Source organism: Streptomyces sp. NBC_00988 (assembly GCF_045162645.1).
Lineage (GTDB): Bacteria > Actinomycetota > Actinomycetes > Streptomycetales > Streptomycetaceae > Streptomyces.
Genome location: NZ_CP108730.1, coordinates 11,850,191 through 11,866,564 on the forward strand (window position 1 = coordinate 11,850,191; position 16,374 = coordinate 11,866,564).

Here is a 16,374-nt window from a genome sequence, read left to right on the forward strand (position 1 = left end):
TTCGTCGTGTGGATTCGCGGCGGCGTGCGCCCCCGGGGCAGGGAGAAGCTAACCGGGGCCGTACGGGCCGTTTCGGCGTTGCGTGCACGGGTGACCGGCGAAGACCGCACGAGCCTCACTTCGGCGAGCGGCTGCCGGAGGTGGTGGCCATGGAGGCGGTGCCGGCGGTGGGCGGAGTCGCGGCGCGGTGTTCCGAGGGGGTGCGGTCGTAGGCGCGGCGGAAGGCCCGGGTGAAGGTGGTGAGGTCGGTGAAACCGCTGCGTCGGGCGATGGCCGCGATCGTCAGGTGCCGGTTCGAGGGACGGCTCAGCTGACGGTGCGCCAGCCGGAGCCGCTCCTGGCGGATGTGGGCCGCCGGGGTGGTGCCCGTCCCGGCGAACAGCGCGTGGAGATGGCGCAGCGAGACGGAGTGCCGGGCGGCGAGGGTGGCCGGGGTCAGCTCCGGGTCGGCGAGATGTTCCGTGATGTGGGCCTGGATCACTCGGAGAGTCGCCGTGCGTCCCAGCGCCTGCGGGCCGTGTGCCGGCGGCCGGAACGCCGTGTCGAGCACCGACGAGAGCAGTTCCCCCATCGCCCAGCCGACGCTCGGGTCGGGCGCGGGCTTCCACGCGGGCCCGGACGCGTGCTCCGAGGCGGCTTCCTCCGGGACGCGCAGGATCTCGGTCATCATCGCGCCGAGCACGCGCAACGCCGGGATGTCAGCGCTGATGGCGTGGCCGCAGCGTTCCCGTGACTCTCTGTCCCCGTGCCCGAGCAGTGAGCGCGGCACCTGGAGGACGAGCTCCCGGATGTCCGTCTCAGGGAAGGAGAGGGTATAGGGCCTGCTGCTGTCGTACAGGATGCCGCCCCGGATGGGCAGCAGGGCCCGGCGGGAGTCCTGCTCGACGAAGCCCACGCCGCCCAGGTGCACGACGAACAGATAGTCCTCGCTCGGGGTGCTCCGGGTCAGCCGGGCCGTCCGCAGCACCTGGGAGGCTCCGGACCGGACCTCGCTGACCGTGACACCCGGTGTCACCGGGACGCGGGTGACACTGCCCCGGAAGCCCTCGCTGATCCGGCCGACCCGCAGCGGAACGAAGCTCTCCGAGCAGATCTGCTCCCAGGCGTCGGCGGACGCCGCATGCGCATCTTCCATGCCGGGAGCCTGCCAAAGTTCCTTTTCCCGGCCATTTCGGGTCGACTCTTGGGAGGTTAAGCGGCGACTCGGTGCGTCGTCCGCCGCTCGACCAGCGACTGCCTGCCTACTCGACCGTGACGACGACGTCGGCCGGGGCGCACTCCGATGCCGAGGCGGTCAGGTGGATCCTGCCCGGGCCGGTCGGGCGCAGGACGGCGAGGACGCGGCCTTCGTAGCTACGGCGTTCGGTGGCGTCGAAGCGTTCCTCGGAGGCCGGATCGGCGCTGCCGAACCCCAACAGGACGCCCGCGCCGGTCACTTCGAGGCGCACCGGGCGGTCGGCCGCGGTGTTCAGGGTGCCGTCCGGGTCCGTCAGGGTGAGGGTGACGTACGCGAGGTCGCCGCCGTTCGCGCTGACGACCGGGCGGTCGGACTCGGCCCGCAGGCGCAGCGGTCCGCTCGCGGAAAGCAGGCTGGTACGGCCGGTCTCGACGCCGTCGCGGTAGGCGATCGCGAGGAGTTCACCGGTCTCGTACGACGTCTCGAACTCGGTGCGGAAGCGGTGCTCCGGGCCCACCGGCTGTCGTCCCAACGAGCGTCCGTTGACGAGGAGTTCGGCCTCGTCGGCGTCGCCGTAGACCTCGACGGTGACCGGTTCGCTCTCGAAGCCGGGCCAGGTCCAGGTGGCGACGGTGTCGCTCCACGCCCAGGGCGATCCGGCGTAGGCCCTGCCGTGGTGTTCGGGGCGGCGGACCGCGATGTACGGCTCGGTCCGCAGGCCGAAGACGATCTCGCGGTAGTAGGAGGCGGGGCGGCGGTGGCCGGTGATGTCGAGGTCGCCGCAGCCCGCCAGCAGGTAGGGGTAGGGCGCGGTGTGGACGGGGCGGGGCGTCTCGGGGGTGAGGTACTGGGGTCGGCCGATGCCGACCTCGCCGAGGTAGTCCCAGCCGGTCCAGGTGAAGTCGCCGATGACGTGGCCGTGTTGCATGACCAGGCGCCAGTTGCCGTCGATGCGGGTGGGGAACGTCTCGGTGCCGAGGATGATCCGGTTGGGGAACAGCTCGCGGTCCATGGCGTAGCGGGCCTCGGCGTAGTTCATGCCGGCCACGTCGAGTACGGCGAACGACTCGGCTGTCTTCTCCGTCACGAGGCTGGAGGCGCTGATCGCGTTCATCATGTCTCCCGCGTCGGCCATGAGGGAGTTGATGCCCTTGCCCTCGGTCCCGGCCCCGTCCGCACCCGCTTCCACGGCCTTCTTCTCCTGTGCCTGCTGGGCCGGTCCGCCCAGTTCGGACATGACGGAGAGCATGCCGTTGACGGCGTTGGTGACGTAACGGGTGGAGTCCAACGACCGGACTTTTTCGGCGAGTTTGCGCCCCCATGCCGCGCCGGAGGGCGAGCCGGTCTCGGGAATCTCGTTGCCGATCGAGTACATGATGACGCTGGGGTGGTTGAAGTCCTTGGCGACCATCGCCTCGACGTCCCGCTCCCACCACTCGGGGAAGTCCAGGCTGTAGTCGAACTCGCTCTTGCCCGACGTCCACACGTCGAAGGTCTCGTCCATGACGAGCATGCCGAGCCGGTCGCACGCGTCCAGCATCGCCTTGCTCATGGGGTTGTGGGACATGCGGAGCGCGTTGAAACCGGCGTCCTTGAGGAGTCGGACCCGGCGTTCCTCGGCACGGGCGAAGGTCGCCGCGCCCAGCACCCCGTTGTCGTGGTGGACGCAGGCACCGCGGAGCTTGACGGTCTCCCCGTTGATCCGCAGCCCGTGCACCGGGTCCAGGCGCAGCGAACGGATCCCGAAGGTGACGGTCTCGGTGTCCAGGTCCTTCAGTGTCACGGTGGCGGTGTAGAGGGTGGGCGCGTCCGGGCTCCACGGCAACGGGTCGTGGACGTACAGGCGTTGGCGTACGGTCGCGGGCTCGCCCGGCAGTACCGTGACCTTCGAGAAGTCGCTCGCGACGACATTCCCGCCGCCGTCGCGGATCTCGGTGACGACGTCGACCGTACGGATCGCGATCGAGTCGTTCTCGACCCTCGTCGCGACCTCGACCACCGCCCGTTCCGCGTCGATGTCCGGGGTGGTCACACGGACCCCGTCGGGTGCGATCCGCACCACCTCGCCGACGAGCATCCACGTGTCGCGGTAGATGCCCGCGCCGGTGTACCAGCGGGAGTCGCGGTGGGCGCGGGCCTCGACACGGATCTCGTTGTCCCCGTCCGTGCCGTAGCGCAGGAAACGGTCGGCGTCGATGTGGAAGTGCGAGTAGCCGAAGGGGCGCTGACCGGCGTAGTCCCCGTTGACGTGGACGACGGCGTCGCGGTAGACGCCCTCGAACTCGAAGAGGATCCGTCGGCCCCGGTGCTCCTCGGGAACGGAGAAGGTCTTGCGGTACTCGTACGTTCCGCCCGGGAAATAGGCGCCCGCGCCGCCCTCCATCGTGACCTCGCCGGCGGGCGCCGTACGGTCCTGCTCGATCATCGCGTCGTGCGGCAGCGTCACCGGCCGGTAGGGGACTTTCGCGCCGGACAGTTCGGCGAAGGGGTTGACCTTGGGGCGGCTGTGCCAGCCGTCGTTGAAGGACGTGCGGATCATGGGGTCTCCGTGAGGTGCGGGGGTGTGTCGGACCGGCATGACCCGGTGCGGCTCGGGGCCCTGTGGCCTCGTGCCGCTCGGGCCTACGCCTTGCCGGGGGCGGCCGGGGCCGGTCCGGTCAGCCGCGCGCCCAGCCAGGCACGGCCGCGTGCCAGCAGTCCGCGGGCGATGCGGGTGCCGGGGGCCCAGCCCTCGAAGCCGTGCGGAGCGCCGGGGACGAGGTCGAAGGCGCAGTCCACGCCCGCTTCGCGCAGCCGGTCGGCGTAGGCGCGGCACTCGTCGGTGAACAGGTCGATGTCGCCCACGCTGATCCAGGCCGGGGGCAGACCGCCGAGGTCGGCGCGCCGGGCGGCGACCGCGTAGGGGGGAGTGTCCGGGCCGCCGGGCGCGGCCCGGAGGTAGGCGCCCCAGCCGGTCCGGTTCGCGGCGTTGTTCCACACCAGGTGCCGCGCGGGGTCGAGTTCGCGGCGCGCGGCGGTGCGGTCGTCGAGCATCGGGGCGAGCAGCCACTGCGCGACGGGCTGGGCCCCTCCGGCGTCGTGCAGCCGCTGTGCCAGGCAAGCGGCCAGGCCCGCGCCGGCGCTTGAACCCCCGAGGGCGACGCGCTCCGGGTCGATGCCGAGCTTCCCGGCCGACGCCTGCAACCACTGCCAGGCGGTGAAGGTGTCGTCGAGTGCGGCGGGGAAGGGGTGCTCCGGGGCGAGGCGGTAGTTCGTCGAGACGACGACGATGTCGAGTTCGTGGGCCGTCGCGGAGCAGAGGGCGTCGTCCTGGGCGATGTCGCCGATGAGGTATCCGCCGCCGTGCACCCACAGCAGCGCCGCCCCTGAACCGCCACCGGCAGGGGCGTACAGGCGGATGCCCTGTCCCTCCTCGACATCCGTGATGGCGACGCCCGCGGCGGGCTTGCCGATCCCGCCCCGGCGGACCAGGGCGCGCGCGATGCGCCGGCCCACCTTGCCGCGGACCGGCAGCCGTGGCATCCGCCGGACGGCGCGGCGCAGCTCCGGGTCGACCAGGTCGAGCTTCATGGGCGCCTCTCCTCGCATCAGGTCCACAGCACGCATCCCGCAACAGGTAAAACGTATTACCAACTGCCTGCGGTACGGTATCCAGCGCATCCCGCACCGCACAAGCCCCAGATCAGACCGCACGCAGGAGACCCGGCCGCCGGGCCCCGTTCCGAGGAGCGAGAGTGAGCAGGTCCACGCGCGCGACAGCCAAGGACGTCGCCCGGGCCAGTGGTGTCTCACAGACCACGGTGAGCTTCGTCCTCAACGGGGCGGCCGGGCATGTCTCCGAGGAGACACGGGAACGGGTACGGCAGGCCGCGCGCGACCTCGGTTACGTACCGAACGGCTCGGCGCAGGCGTTGCGCAAAGGGGCGTCCCGCATCGTCCTGCTCAACGTCGAGGGTGTGCCCACCGGCAGCGGCCTCGGCAGCTACATCAAGGGCCTCGACGCCGAACTCGCCGTACACCAGCACGTGTTGCTGGTGCTGCACGGCCATCTCTCCTCGCAGGCACTGTCCGATGTGGCGCAGGCCGTCTCCGCGCGGGCGGTGATCGATCTGGGTGACGCGGGCCGCGCGGACGACATCGTCGCCGACGCCGAGACGTCCCTCGACGCGTTCTCCGCGCAGGCCGACGTACCGGTCCGGTACCTGGTCGACCGGGGCCACCGGCACCTCGCCGCCGTCATGCCGGACACCCCGGAACTCCAGGCGCTGGCCGGCCTGCGAGGGCGGCTGATCCGGCAGGCCACGCACGCCGCGGGCCTGCCTGACTGCCCGACACTCGTCCTTCCCGGCGGCCTCGGCGCCGCCGAGGAGAGGCTGCGGGCATTCCGTACCGACCACCCGGACGTCACGGCTGTCCTCGCCTACAACGACGACCTCGCGCTCGTCATGCTCGCCGCGATGCGGAACATGGGATTGCGGGCTCCGGGTGACCTCGCCGTCGTCGGGTTCGACGACACCCCGCACGGAGCGCTGTTCTCACCCGCTCTGACCACCGTGCACCTCGACGCGGAGGCCATCGGCCGCAGCGCCGCACGTACCGCCCTGGGCCTGCCGGCGGTGGACACCGCGTCGCGACCGGCTCGGGTGATCGTCCGCGAGTCCGCGTAGCCGACCACCTCCACACCTGCGGAAGCGACGGGCGGACCGGCCGGCTGCCGGATCGTCGGAACACTCCGGGAGCTGTGCGACCAGGGGCCGGCCGTGAGTCGGGCCTGTCGTCCGGCGCTCTGCCGGGCCTGGTGGTCGCGGAGTTGGCGCGGAACGGCCCACCGGCGTTCTTGGCCGGCGGCCATGACGCCCCTGCTTGCGCTCGCGTGGCATGGGCTCGAAGGCACCGCCGGGGCGTACCTACCCCGTTCCAGGGCTGGTCCGGCGGATCGTGCCGCGGTCGCTATGCCCGGTGCCGGCCTACGGCTGCGGTGGGCTTGCGGTGGTTGGCGAGGAGGCCGCCGGCCGCGCCGAGGGAGACCAGGCCCATGCCGGCGGCGGTGGCGATGCCCTTGACGCCGTCCATGGTCAGGTAGCAGAGGGCGGCCACGGCGCCGTTGAAGAGGAACAGGAACCACAGCGTCGACGACTTCGACAGGAACGCCTTGATCCTCGGCTTCTTCGCGATGCGCGAGCCGGCCAGCATGGAGACGGCGATGCCGGTGTAGGTGGCCAGGTTCTTCGCCGTCCCGTCCAGGACGGCGCCGGAGGCGGTGCTCGCGGCGAGGCCGCCGACGAAGGACGACCACAGGAGCAGGTCGGCGACGAACGACTTCACGGGGGCGGGTTGCGACTTCACGGGAGTTTTCCTTCGGGGAGGGGACGCGTGGACCGCTTTCGATCTCTGCTGACCACGATCCCCTCGCCCGCTCGCCGCCACGAGGGACCGACCTCCCGAACCCGGGGTGTAGCCCACTGCACCCCGGTGTGCGGGGCCGGCCCGAATCGCCCGATGCGGTGGCCTTGTCCGGGACCATTGCTCCGCGGACCTCCGGCCCTCACTCGGGCTGGATGATCGACACGGTCTTGTAGCGCAGGAACTCGTCGATGCCGGCCCGTCCGCCCTCCTTGCCGTAACCGCTGAGGCCGAGCCCGCCGAAGGGTGTGTGCGGGAGGTTCTGCCGGGCGCCGTTGACGTAGACACCGCCGGCTTTCAGGCGTTCGGCGACGCGGTGGACACGGGTGAGGTTCGTGGACTGGATGTTGGCGCCGAGCCCGTACGGCGTGCTGTTGGCGAGGGCGACCGCCTCGTCCTCGGTCGCGAACTTGAACACCAGCAGCACGGGTCCGAAGACCTCCGTCTGCGCGATCTCGGACTCGGGGTCCACGTCGACGATGATCGTGGGCTCGACGAAGTTCTTGTCGGCCAGGTCACCACCGGCCCGGTTGCCGCCGAGGGTGATGCGCCCGGCCTTGTCCCGTCTGGCGCGGTCGAGCATCCCGCAGACCCGCTCGACGGCCGCGGCGTTGATGAGCGGCCCCACCTTGACCCCGGGATCGAACGGATCCCCCATCCGGTAGGTCGCGGCGACCTCGGTGACCCGCTCGACCACCTCGTCGTAGATGTCTTCGTGCACGATCAGCCGGGTCGGCACCACGCACCCCTGGCCGGCCAGCACGCCGATGCTGTCCCGTACGGCGCGGTTCGCCACCGCTTCCAGGTCACCGGCGTCCGGGAAGACGATGCTGCCCGTCTTGCCGCCCAACTCCAGTACGGCGGGCTTGAGTTGCTCGGCGCAGGCGTGCATGATCCGGCGGGCCGCGACGGGGCCGCCGGTGAAACTCACCTTCTCCACCTTCGGGTGACGCACCAGGGCCTCGCCCGCCTCCGCGCCACCGCTGAGGATGCTGCACACCCCGTCCGGTACGCCTGCCTCGCGCAGGAGCCGGGCGTACAGGTGCGGCGCGAAGGGGGTGAACTCCGAGGGTTTCACGACCACGCAGTTCCCCGCGGCCAGCGCCGGGACGACCTTCATGCCCAGGGAGACGACCGGGCCGTTCCAGGTGACGATGATGCCGACGACGCCGTACGGCTCGGGTGTCGTGTAGGAGAGGTAGCCGCGGGTGTCGAGCGTCGAGATCAGCTCGCCGGAGAGCTTGTCGCACCAACCGGCGTAGTAGCGCGTCCAGTTGATCGAGTTGTCGACGATCCGTTCACCGAAGTGGGTCGGAGTGCCGCCGTCGAGCGCCTGGAGGCCGACGAACTCCTGGCGGTGTTCGCCCAGCAGCTCGGCGAACCGCATCAGGACCTCGCGCCGCGCCTCCGGCGTCCAGCGGCGCCAGGACTCCGCCTGCGCGGCGGCCAGTTCGACGGCCTCGTCGATCTCTGCGGCTCCGGCCAGCGGGATCGCCGCCTGCACCTCGCCCGTGTACGGGTTGCGATGCTCGAAGACACCGCCCGACCCGGAGTCGAGAACCTTGTCGCCGTAGCGGAGTCGGACGTGCGGAGCGGTCACGGTCATGGGTCGTGTCTCCCGGTGAACTCTTGGCCGGCGCGGTCGGTGGCGCGCGGCTCAGCGGACGGCGAAGCCCGCGTCGAGGGGCAGTTGGATACCGGTGATGTAGGCGGCTTCGTCGGACACCAGCCACGCGACGGCGTTGGCGATGTCCTCGGCCCGCAGGATGTCGATCGGCAGGGCGTTCCGCATCTGGCTGATCGGGTTCTGCTCGCCCTTGGCGGCCTGCGCGTGGAGTTCCTCCATCACCGGGTTCAGCGTCATGCCCGACAACACCCCTGTGGGATGAATGGTGTTGACCCGGATCCGCTCGCCCGCGTACTCGTTCGCGAGCACCTGCATCAGGCCGACCAGGCCCCGCTTCGCCGCCGTGTAGGCCTGGCCGCCCGCCTTGTCGTTCGCGCCGCCCTTGAGCCCGGCCACCGAACTCGTGATGACGATCGACCCGCCGCGCTCGCCGGCCCGGATCGCGGGCAGCACCACCTCGATGGTGCGCCAGACGCCCGTCAGGTTCACGTCGATGACGTCGGTCCAGGTGCGGTCGCGGTCGCCGCCGGGGGAGAGGCGGATGATGCCGGCGTTCGCGAGCAGCACGTCGACCCGGCCGAAGCGTTCGACGCCGTGGTCCAGGACCCGGCGCAGATCGTCGTAGCTGCGCACGTCCCCCTTCTCGGCGACGATCGCCCCACCCGCTGCCTCGACGGCCTTGACCGTCGCCCGGAGGTCGTCCTCGGTGGCGTTCGGGTAGTCCATCGACTCGATGTCCTCGCAGATGTCGAGACCGATGATGTCCATGCCCCGGGACGCGAGTTTCACCGCGTGCGCGCGGCCCTGACCGCGGGCGACACCGGTGATGAAGGCGACCTTCCTTCCTGACTCCATGTCAGCCCCTATCTGTAGGTGATGAGTTGAGGGGGCAGATGGGAGTGCTCGTTGAAGGTGACGAGCGTGCTGCCCCGGCTGCCCACGACGACCTTCGTGACGCCGCTGTTGACCGCCACGCGGTTCAGCGCCGACCACTGCGGCTCACCGCCGCCCAGCAGCGACGCGGCGACCCACCCGATCACTCCGGCACTGGTGAAGACGACAGCGGTGTCGCCCGGGCCCAACTCGGCGGCCAGTGTGCGCAATGCGCTGTCCACGCGCTTCGCGAACGCGGGGAAGGGCTCCGTGTAGTCGTGGTCGTGCAGTCCCGACGACCATCGCGGAATGGCCCGGTCGAGCGGCTCGGCGTCAGGTGTGTCCACCGTGCGATGCGCCGCGACGACGTCCTGGTGGTCGAACTCGTTCCACGCTTCGTCGACCTCCGCGGACGTCGGCCACTTGGCGGCGCCACGTGTGCAACGGGCTGTCTGCTGCTGGCGGTTGAGACGTCCGGTCAGCATGCGTGTCACGGAGACACCGCGCCGGGAGAACGCCGCCCCGAGGGCCTCGGACTGCAGTCTGCCGGTGCCGGAGAGCACGTCGTGGTCCGCCGCGCCCACCGATGCCTGACCGTGCCGGACGAAGAGGATCACACCCATGGCCGTGCCCTCGCCGAGGACGTGTGGAGCCGGGCAAGTCGCAGTCCCTCGGCCTGGGTCGGCGCCTCGATGTTCCACTCGCCACAGGAACACCAGCACCGGTAGCGGTCACCGTCGGGAACGATGGCCTGGCCGTCGCAGGAACCGCCGCTGTTCGCCACGCTCGTCAGGAATTCGAGCGGCTTCTCCGCCAGCGCGCTCTCGTGGTCGTCGCCCATGCCTCACTCCTTCTCGGCGTCGGTGGCCACGCGGAACACGGGCAGCAGCCAGCCGTCGGTGATGGGATGGAAGTCGACGGTCAGCGCCAACCCGATCCGTACGTCCGCCGGTTCGACCCCGACCACATTGGTGACCAGCCTCGCGCCGGGCGCGTCCGGCATCTCCACGACGGCGGGGACCAGGGTCAGATCCGGCAGCCCGGGATAGCCGTGGACCACGGCGAAGCTGTACACGGTGGCGCGGCCGGACAGTTGGGGCCAGTCGACCGCCGTGGACTGACACTCGGGGCAGAAGGGGGTGGGCGGCAGCCGGAAGGTTCCGCAGTCGCCGCACCGCGGCGCCACCAGCCGCCGTTCCTTCGCGGCCTGCCAGAACGGCTCGGTCACGGCGTCCGTCGCGATCCGTACGGCGTCCGACGGCAGGGCCGTCGCGAAGCGCGCCCCGGTCACCGGTCCCGTCCCAGGATCAGGCCGCTGACCGGCAGGCTCGCCGGACCGCCGGTGCACAGGGCGAACTCGGCGTCGGCGACCTGGTTGATCGCGGTCCCGCGCATCTGCTCGACGCCCTCGACGATGTGGGTCATCCCGATGATGTACGCCTCGGAGAGCTGCCCGCCGTGCGGGTTCACCGCGATCGTTCCGGGTTTCCGGCGGGGGGAGTAGCGGATCGCGCCGCTCTCGACGAACGGGCCGCCATCGCCCTTGTCGCAGAAGCCGTAGTCCTCCAGCTGCATGAGCACCATGGGGGTGAAGTGGTCGTAGATCAGGGCCACATCGATGTCCTGGGGCGTGATGCCCGCCTGTTTGTAGAGGCGTCCGGCGATCGGCTTGTGACCGGACGAGGCGAAGGTCTCGTCCGGCATGCCGTACCAGGAGAAGCCGCGGCCCCAGTCCCGGGTGCCGCCGTGGGCGACGGCGACCACGGGGACGGGGCGTTGGCGCAGGTCGCGGGCGCGGTCGGCCGAGGTGGTGAGGACGGCGACCGCTCCCTCCGTCTCCAGGCAGAAGTCGTAGACGCAGAGCGGTTCGGCGATCATCCGCCCGCTGAAGTACTCCTCGCGGGTGAGGGGTGTCCGCTGGATCGCCTTGGGCCGGTTGAGGGCGTTCTGCCGGGTGGAGACGGCGATCTCGGCGAACGCGTCCCGGGTGGTGCCGTACTGGTGCATGTGACGTCGTGCCAGGACCGACATGAGATGGCCGGGACCCGCCAGTCCGGACGGCTGGAGGAAGGAGCTGACCGGGGTCACGGGCTTGGCGGCTATCACCGTGCCGAGGCGTTGCTTCTGCTGTTGCAGGGCCATGACCGTGACGACGACGGTCGCGTCGCCCGCGACAATGGCGGCGCGGGCAAGGCCGATTGCCCCTGCGGAGCCGCCGCCGCCGTTCGTGAGGGACGCCGAGAAGCGGACCTCGGGGATGCCGAGGGTCTCCATGAAGTCGACGGACTCCATCTTGTCGCCGTAGCCGGCACCGGCGCCCGAGTAGAAGGCGAAGCCGTCGATCTCCCTGACGGAGAGACCGGCGTCGGCGCAGGCGGCGAGGATGGCCTCGCCGGCGAGGTGCGTGATGCTCTTGCCCGCCGACTCGCCCCGCCGGTAGTAGGGCGTGGCGCCGACGCCGACGATCGCGACGTCGCGCAGGCCCGAATCCCGTGGCATCCGGCTCAGACCCCGCTCGTGGGGACCGGGGGCACCTGCGGGAAGAGTTCGAAGAACGCACCCTGGGTGATCCGCAGCCGGGTCTCGTCCGAGACGCCGTCGAACAACGACTTCAGGGTGTCCTGCGTGTGCCCGAACGTGCCTTCCATGTGCGGGTAGTCGGAGCCGAACATGACGTTCTTGTAGCCCATCGCCTCGAACGCGGCGACCGCCGTCTCGTCGTGCTGGAAGGAGGCGTAGACCTGGGTCATCAGGGTTTCCTTCGGGTCCCGTTCGAGTTTGGGACGCACCGCCATGCGGTGCTGGCGGTAGCCCTCCAGCATGCGGTCGCCCAGGAACGGGATCCAGGTGGCGCCGCCCTCCGAGATCAGCACCTTCAGATCGGGGTGCCGGTCGAGGGCGCCGGAGGCCACAAGTTTCATCGCGGCCCTCTGGCCGGAGAACGTCGTCTCGGCGTAGTTCATGACCGCTCCGCCGGGGCCGCGGTAGACCAGGCCAGCGCCGCCGGTCGTCATGTCCACCGGGTCGGTGCCGATGTGGAAGGCGAGGACCATCCGCGCACGTTCGGCGGCGTCCCAGAACGGCTCCCAGTCGGTTCGGTTCCAGTCCGGCGCGCTGGGGTGCGGAGTGGTGGGCAGGAACACGGCCCGGAAGCCCTGCTCGGAGGCCCACTCCAGTTCGGCGATCGCGTCCTCGACCACCAGAGTCGACACCTGTGCGGTGACGACGTAGCGGTCGGACACCGCCGCGATCTCCTCCAGTGCCCACTCGTTGCTCGCCCGCATGCAGGCCTTGAGCAGCTCGGGCGTCCGGAACGTCGAGGACCACATCCCCAGCGACGGGAAGATCACCTCGCCCCAGACGCCTTCCTGGTCCAGGTCGTTCAGCCGCGCCCGCGCATCGCGGATGCCCTGCGCCTTCCGGCTCTCCTCCAGGAACTCCCTGGCCACCGAGGTCGGCAGCTTCCGACGGAACGACTGACCGTCGACGTGCACCGTCTCGTACTCCCCGTCCGGGTCCTTCTCGGACTTCGGCGTCAGGTCGGCGAGCCGCTCGGGCAACCGCGACTCCCAGAGATCGCTCGGCTCCAGGAAATGGGAGTCGCCCGAGTTGGTCCAGATCTTCGGCATGGTGTGAAGTCCTCCGGAAGTAGGGAGGGATGAGGCCTGCGATGCCAGGTCTTCGCATCGAACTGTTCCATCGACAGGGCCCACTGTCCAGGCTTTCTAATACATCTCCATTAGTTTTGACGTTGCGTGAGCCGCTCCGCATCTACCACCATGAGGACCATGGCAGTGGAGGAGAAGGCCGAAGGCCGCAGACGCCGGCACACCACGGGGGAGGCGACCCGTGAGCTGCTGATGACGACCGCCGAGCGGCTCTTCGCCGTTCGCGGGGTCGAGGGCGTGACCCTGCGGGAGATCCAGATGGAGGCCGGGCAGTCCAACTCGTCTGTCATCACGTACCACTTCGGCTCCAAGGCGGGCCTGGTCCGGGACCTGATCGCCTTCCGCTACCGGACCATCGACGCGCGCCGCGCCGTCCTGCTGGAGGAGGCCCGTGCCGACGGCGTGGCCGAGGACCCCCTGGCGGCGGTGTGGCTGGTGGTGCGCCCGCTGATCGAGAGCATCGAGGCCGGCGAGATGTTCGTACCGTTCCTGGCGCGGCTGGCGCCCGCGAGCGCGGACGCGGAGTACTGGCCGCGGAAGATCGAGGAGGCCACCGACGTACTCCAGGAGCTGGTGCCCGAACTGCTCGGCGCACTGCCCGACCGGGTACGGCGTGGCCGCGAGGTGCAGCTCTACAACAGCGTGCTCAACCTCCTGGGCGACCACGCCCGGAACCGGCACCCGATCAGCGACGCGCAGCTCAACAACTACATCGACGGGTGGGTGGGCATGCTCGTCGCGCCCGTCTCGGCGGTGACGTACGACCTCATGGAGGACGAGGCCCGGGTGAAACAGCGACGGGGCTGACCCCGGTGATTTGATCTCGTTGGGGCGTGGGGACCGCGTCCGGGAGATCGCCCTGTCCGCCTGACCAAGCGGTACGTTGGAGTGCGCGGAGCGGGCGGTACGAGGCCTGCCCCAGCAGGCACAACAGGCGGCCCGCCCTGGCGTCGCTGATCGCGGGAGTATCGTCCCACGGCGGGTTTCCCCAGTGAGGAGTTGCGCATGACCACGGTAGGGGTCGCCACCGGTGTCGGTCAGGGGACGGGTGAGGCATGCGCGCGACACCTCGCCGACATGGTCGACGTGTTGTTGCTCGCCGACCGGAACGAGGCGGCGGCGGCCGTGGTCGCGAAGGACCTGGCCGGGTCCGGGAAGCGAGCCGTCGTCGAAGCGATCGGGGTGGATGTCACCGACCGCGACAGTCTCTCCCGGTTGGCCGGACGGGTCCGGGAGTTCGGCACGCTGCGGGCGGTCGCGCATGCCGAGAACGTGGCGCCGGAGGACGCCGACTGGCGCCGGATCATCGAGGTGGACTTCGTCGGGAGCGCGCTGCTCGCCGAGGCGCTTCGCCCGCTGGCCACCGCCGGCACGGCCTTCGTGTACTGCGCCTCGGTGTCTCCGCTGATCGCTCACGTCGAACCCGATCCGGTGGCCGCTGCCGCCCTGGAGAACCCGGTGCGGGAGGGATTCCTCGATCGGATCCGTGAAGCGATCGGCCCGGCCGTCGAGGATCCCGCGTGGGCATACCCATGGGCCATGTACGGAGTGCAGCGTCTGGCCCGCGCCGAGGCGGTGCGGCTCGGGCCGCTGGGCGCACGCGTCTGCTCCGTCTCGCCCGGCGCGATCGACTCCCCGCAGACCCGGTCGGAGGCGGCGCGGCATGAGTCGGTACGACAGTTCATCCAGGACACGCCCCTGGGCCGTGCCGGTCGCTACGAGGAGGTTGCCGCCGTCGCCGCGTTCCTGCTGTCGGACGGGGCGAGCTTCGTGACGGGTGTCGACATCATCGTCGACGGTGGCTTGTGGGCCTCCGCGCAGGCCGATTAGGACGGTCGCAGCCGACGCGTCTTCCCGGCCCGGCGACGTGAAGGGCCGCACCTCGCACTCGGGGGAGTGCCCTCTTGCCGCGCCAGTCGGTTTGCCGCATCGATGACCGGCAGCGAGATGTCCGATGCGGCGGCAGCCGTTTCCTCGACCTGGGGATCTCCGGCTGTCTGAGAGACGCCTCGGGCTTAATGGAATGAGCCTAGGGGCAGGGAATAGACCACTCGGTCGTATGTCAGCTGCACGTCAGTCCAGGGGCAGCATTCGGTGGTCGTTACGCGTGTCAAGTTATTGACTGGACCGATCGGTACAGTTAACTTGGGTCTCATCTGGGGGTTGGCCTTCTGGCTGCGGACGACGGAGTTCGAAGAGAGGTACCGCCTGTGTTCAAGGAATTTGTGGTGTCCGGCGATTCGCACATCATCGAGCCGGTCGATCTGTTCAAGACCCGCCTGCCCAAGCAGTTGCGTGAACGTGCGCTGTGGGAGGAGGAGTTCACGCTGGACGAGCCGATCGTGCCGGGTGGGCACACGGAGTTCAAGAAGTTGCACACCATCGGGTTCGACGGGTGGACGATCTCGAAGTACCGCCAGACCGGCGGGGAGACGCCGGACGGCGATCCGGAGCACATCGTCCGGGACATGAACTTCGACGGCGTCGACGCGTCGGTGATGTTCCCGAATCTGTCGCTGTTCGTGCTGTTCACGGACGATCACGAGCTGTCGATGGCGCACGCGCGGGTGTGGAACGACTACCTGGTCGAGCGCTACCTGCCCTACAGGGAGCGGTTGCGGCCCACGGCGGCGATCCCGATCACGGATGTTCCCGCGGCGGTGGCGGAGATCGAGCGGATCGCGCGGCTGGGGCTGGGGGCGATCCTGTTGCCGGAGATCCCGCCGTTGCCGTACTACGCGCGGGAGTACGACCCGGTCTGGGCCGCGGCGCAGGCGCACGGCCTGCCGGTGTTCATCCATGTCGCGACGGGTGGGGTGAAGGTCAAGGAGCAGGTCTCCGGGACGGCGCAGACCGTGCGGGGGCTGATGACGTCCATGAACATGGGCAAGGGGAACCTGACCGACGACATGGTGGCGGGGCGGACGATGGGGTTCGCGGCCGGTGCCGGGGTGGCGGGTCCGCAGGGCATCATCGCCAGCCTGGTCGGCGGCGGGGTGTGTGAGCGTTTCCCGGACCTGCATTTCAACCTGATCGAGTACACGGCCGGCTGGCTGGTCTCCTTCATGGGGTACATGGACAAGGCGTGGAAGACGGGCACGGGTCAGGATCCGGACTGGTGGCTGGGTTTCTGGGACGACAACCACCCGGCGAGTGAACAGCCTTCCATGGGGAGGCTGTTCGCGATCAACGACAAGTGGCCCTATCCGCTGAAGCCGACCGAGTATGTGCGGCGGCAGATCCATGTGCAGTTCGCGGACGACCCGACGGCGGTCAAGGCACGCCACATCACGGGTCTGTCGACGGTGATGTGGGGCAATGACTATCCGCATGCGGAGGGCACCTTCCGCAGCAGTGCGGAGTGCGTCGCGGAGAACTTCGAGGGTGTCAACGACGAGGACCGTGCGGCCATCCTGGGCGGCACCCTCGCCGACGTCGTGCACTTCGACAAGAGCCGGAAACTCGCCCCCGCCACCGAAAACGCCTGATCGAGGCCGAGCCGCAGATCGCTCGTCGCCCGGCCCTCCTGAAAGGGGGCCGGGGGCGACGTAGCCAGCTCTCGCCTCCTCCGGACAGGCCTCGCCGTCTCCACGCCGATGCCGGCGTGTCTGTCGAGGCCTCGTCAG

General features: G+C 70.0%; 15 protein-coding genes. 4 read left to right on the forward strand and 11 right to left on the reverse strand.

Features of this window, described 5'->3' with window-relative positions:
• Positions 1-115 precede the first annotated feature (115 nt).
• The 3 genes from OG496_RS53315 to OG496_RS53325 all read right to left on the reverse strand — a co-directional run bounded on the left by OG496_RS53315 (position 116) and on the right by OG496_RS53325 (position 4,747).
• Complete coding sequence (locus tag OG496_RS53315; protein WP_405976214.1) at positions 116-1,135, reverse strand: helix-turn-helix domain-containing protein; 1,020 nt, start codon at positions 1,133-1,135, stop codon at positions 116-118.
• A gap of 106 nt (positions 1,136-1,241) precedes the next feature.
• The gene (locus OG496_RS53320) at positions 1,242-3,716 is read right to left on the reverse strand and encodes a glycoside hydrolase family 2 TIM barrel-domain containing protein (protein WP_405976215.1); all 2,475 of its coding nucleotides are present in this window, start codon (positions 3,714-3,716) and stop codon (positions 1,242-1,244) included.
• Between the two features lie 83 nt (positions 3,717-3,799).
• Complete coding sequence (locus OG496_RS53325; RefSeq protein WP_405976216.1) at positions 3,800-4,747, reverse strand: alpha/beta hydrolase; 948 nt, start codon at positions 4,745-4,747, stop codon at positions 3,800-3,802.
• Between the two features lie 164 nt (positions 4,748-4,911).
• Between OG496_RS53325 and OG496_RS53330 the strand changes: the two genes are divergently transcribed.
• Entirely contained in the window at positions 4,912-5,844 is a 933-nt protein-coding gene (locus OG496_RS53330; RefSeq protein WP_405976217.1) for a LacI family DNA-binding transcriptional regulator, read from the forward strand.
• 283 nt (positions 5,845-6,127) lie between these two features.
• On the opposite strand, the gene OG496_RS53335 is transcribed toward OG496_RS53330, so the two are convergent.
• The 8 genes from OG496_RS53335 to OG496_RS53370 form a co-directional block, all read right to left on the reverse strand.
• Positions 6,128-6,523, reverse strand: coding sequence for a hypothetical protein (locus OG496_RS53335; protein ID WP_405976218.1), 396 nt, complete (start codon positions 6,521-6,523; stop codon positions 6,128-6,130).
• Between the two features lie 199 nt (positions 6,524-6,722).
• Positions 6,723-8,186, reverse strand: a complete 1,464-nt coding sequence (locus OG496_RS53340; RefSeq protein WP_405976219.1) for an aldehyde dehydrogenase family protein — start codon at positions 8,184-8,186, stop codon at positions 6,723-6,725.
• Positions 8,187-8,237: 51 nt separating this feature from the next.
• Positions 8,238-9,062, reverse strand: coding sequence for a mycofactocin-coupled SDR family oxidoreductase (locus OG496_RS53345; protein ID WP_405976220.1), 825 nt, complete (start codon positions 9,060-9,062; stop codon positions 8,238-8,240).
• Positions 9,063-9,070: 8 nt separating this feature from the next.
• Complete coding sequence (locus tag OG496_RS53350) at positions 9,071-9,703, reverse strand: histidine phosphatase family protein (RefSeq protein WP_405976221.1); 633 nt, start codon at positions 9,701-9,703, stop codon at positions 9,071-9,073.
• On the reverse strand, positions 9,694-9,921 hold the full coding sequence (locus tag OG496_RS53355) for a hypothetical protein (RefSeq protein ID WP_405976222.1): 228 nt from the start codon (positions 9,919-9,921) through the stop codon (positions 9,694-9,696). The genes OG496_RS53350 and OG496_RS53355 overlap by 10 nt, the downstream gene beginning before the upstream one ends.
• 3 nt (positions 9,922-9,924) lie before the next feature.
• On the reverse strand, positions 9,925-10,371 hold the full coding sequence (locus OG496_RS53360) for a Zn-ribbon domain-containing OB-fold protein (protein WP_405976223.1): 447 nt from the start codon (positions 10,369-10,371) through the stop codon (positions 9,925-9,927).
• Positions 10,368-11,579 carry a thiolase C-terminal domain-containing protein gene (locus tag OG496_RS53365; RefSeq protein ID WP_405976224.1) on the reverse strand — a complete coding sequence of 404 codons (1,212 nt, stop codon included), beginning with the start codon at positions 11,577-11,579 and terminating at the stop codon, positions 10,368-10,370. The genes OG496_RS53360 and OG496_RS53365 overlap by 4 nt, the downstream gene beginning before the upstream one ends.
• A gap of 5 nt (positions 11,580-11,584) precedes the next feature.
• The gene (locus tag OG496_RS53370) at positions 11,585-12,709 is read right to left on the reverse strand and encodes an amidohydrolase family protein (protein WP_405976225.1); all 1,125 of its coding nucleotides are present in this window, start codon (positions 12,707-12,709) and stop codon (positions 11,585-11,587) included.
• A 159-nt stretch (positions 12,710-12,868) separates the two neighbouring features.
• Between OG496_RS53370 and OG496_RS53375 the strand changes: the two genes are divergently transcribed.
• The 3 genes from OG496_RS53375 to OG496_RS53385 all read left to right on the forward strand — a co-directional run bounded on the left by OG496_RS53375 (position 12,869) and on the right by OG496_RS53385 (position 16,236).
• Positions 12,869-13,555, forward strand: a complete 687-nt coding sequence (locus OG496_RS53375; protein ID WP_405976226.1) for a TetR/AcrR family transcriptional regulator — start codon at positions 12,869-12,871, stop codon at positions 13,553-13,555.
• Between the two features lie 198 nt (positions 13,556-13,753).
• The gene (locus OG496_RS53380; RefSeq protein WP_405976227.1) at positions 13,754-14,578 is read left to right on the forward strand and encodes an SDR family oxidoreductase; all 825 of its coding nucleotides are present in this window, start codon (positions 13,754-13,756) and stop codon (positions 14,576-14,578) included.
• A gap of 398 nt (positions 14,579-14,976) precedes the next feature.
• Complete coding sequence (locus OG496_RS53385; RefSeq protein ID WP_366495758.1) at positions 14,977-16,236, forward strand: amidohydrolase family protein; 1,260 nt, start codon at positions 14,977-14,979, stop codon at positions 16,234-16,236.
• The last annotated feature ends 138 nt before the right edge of the window (positions 16,237-16,374 follow it).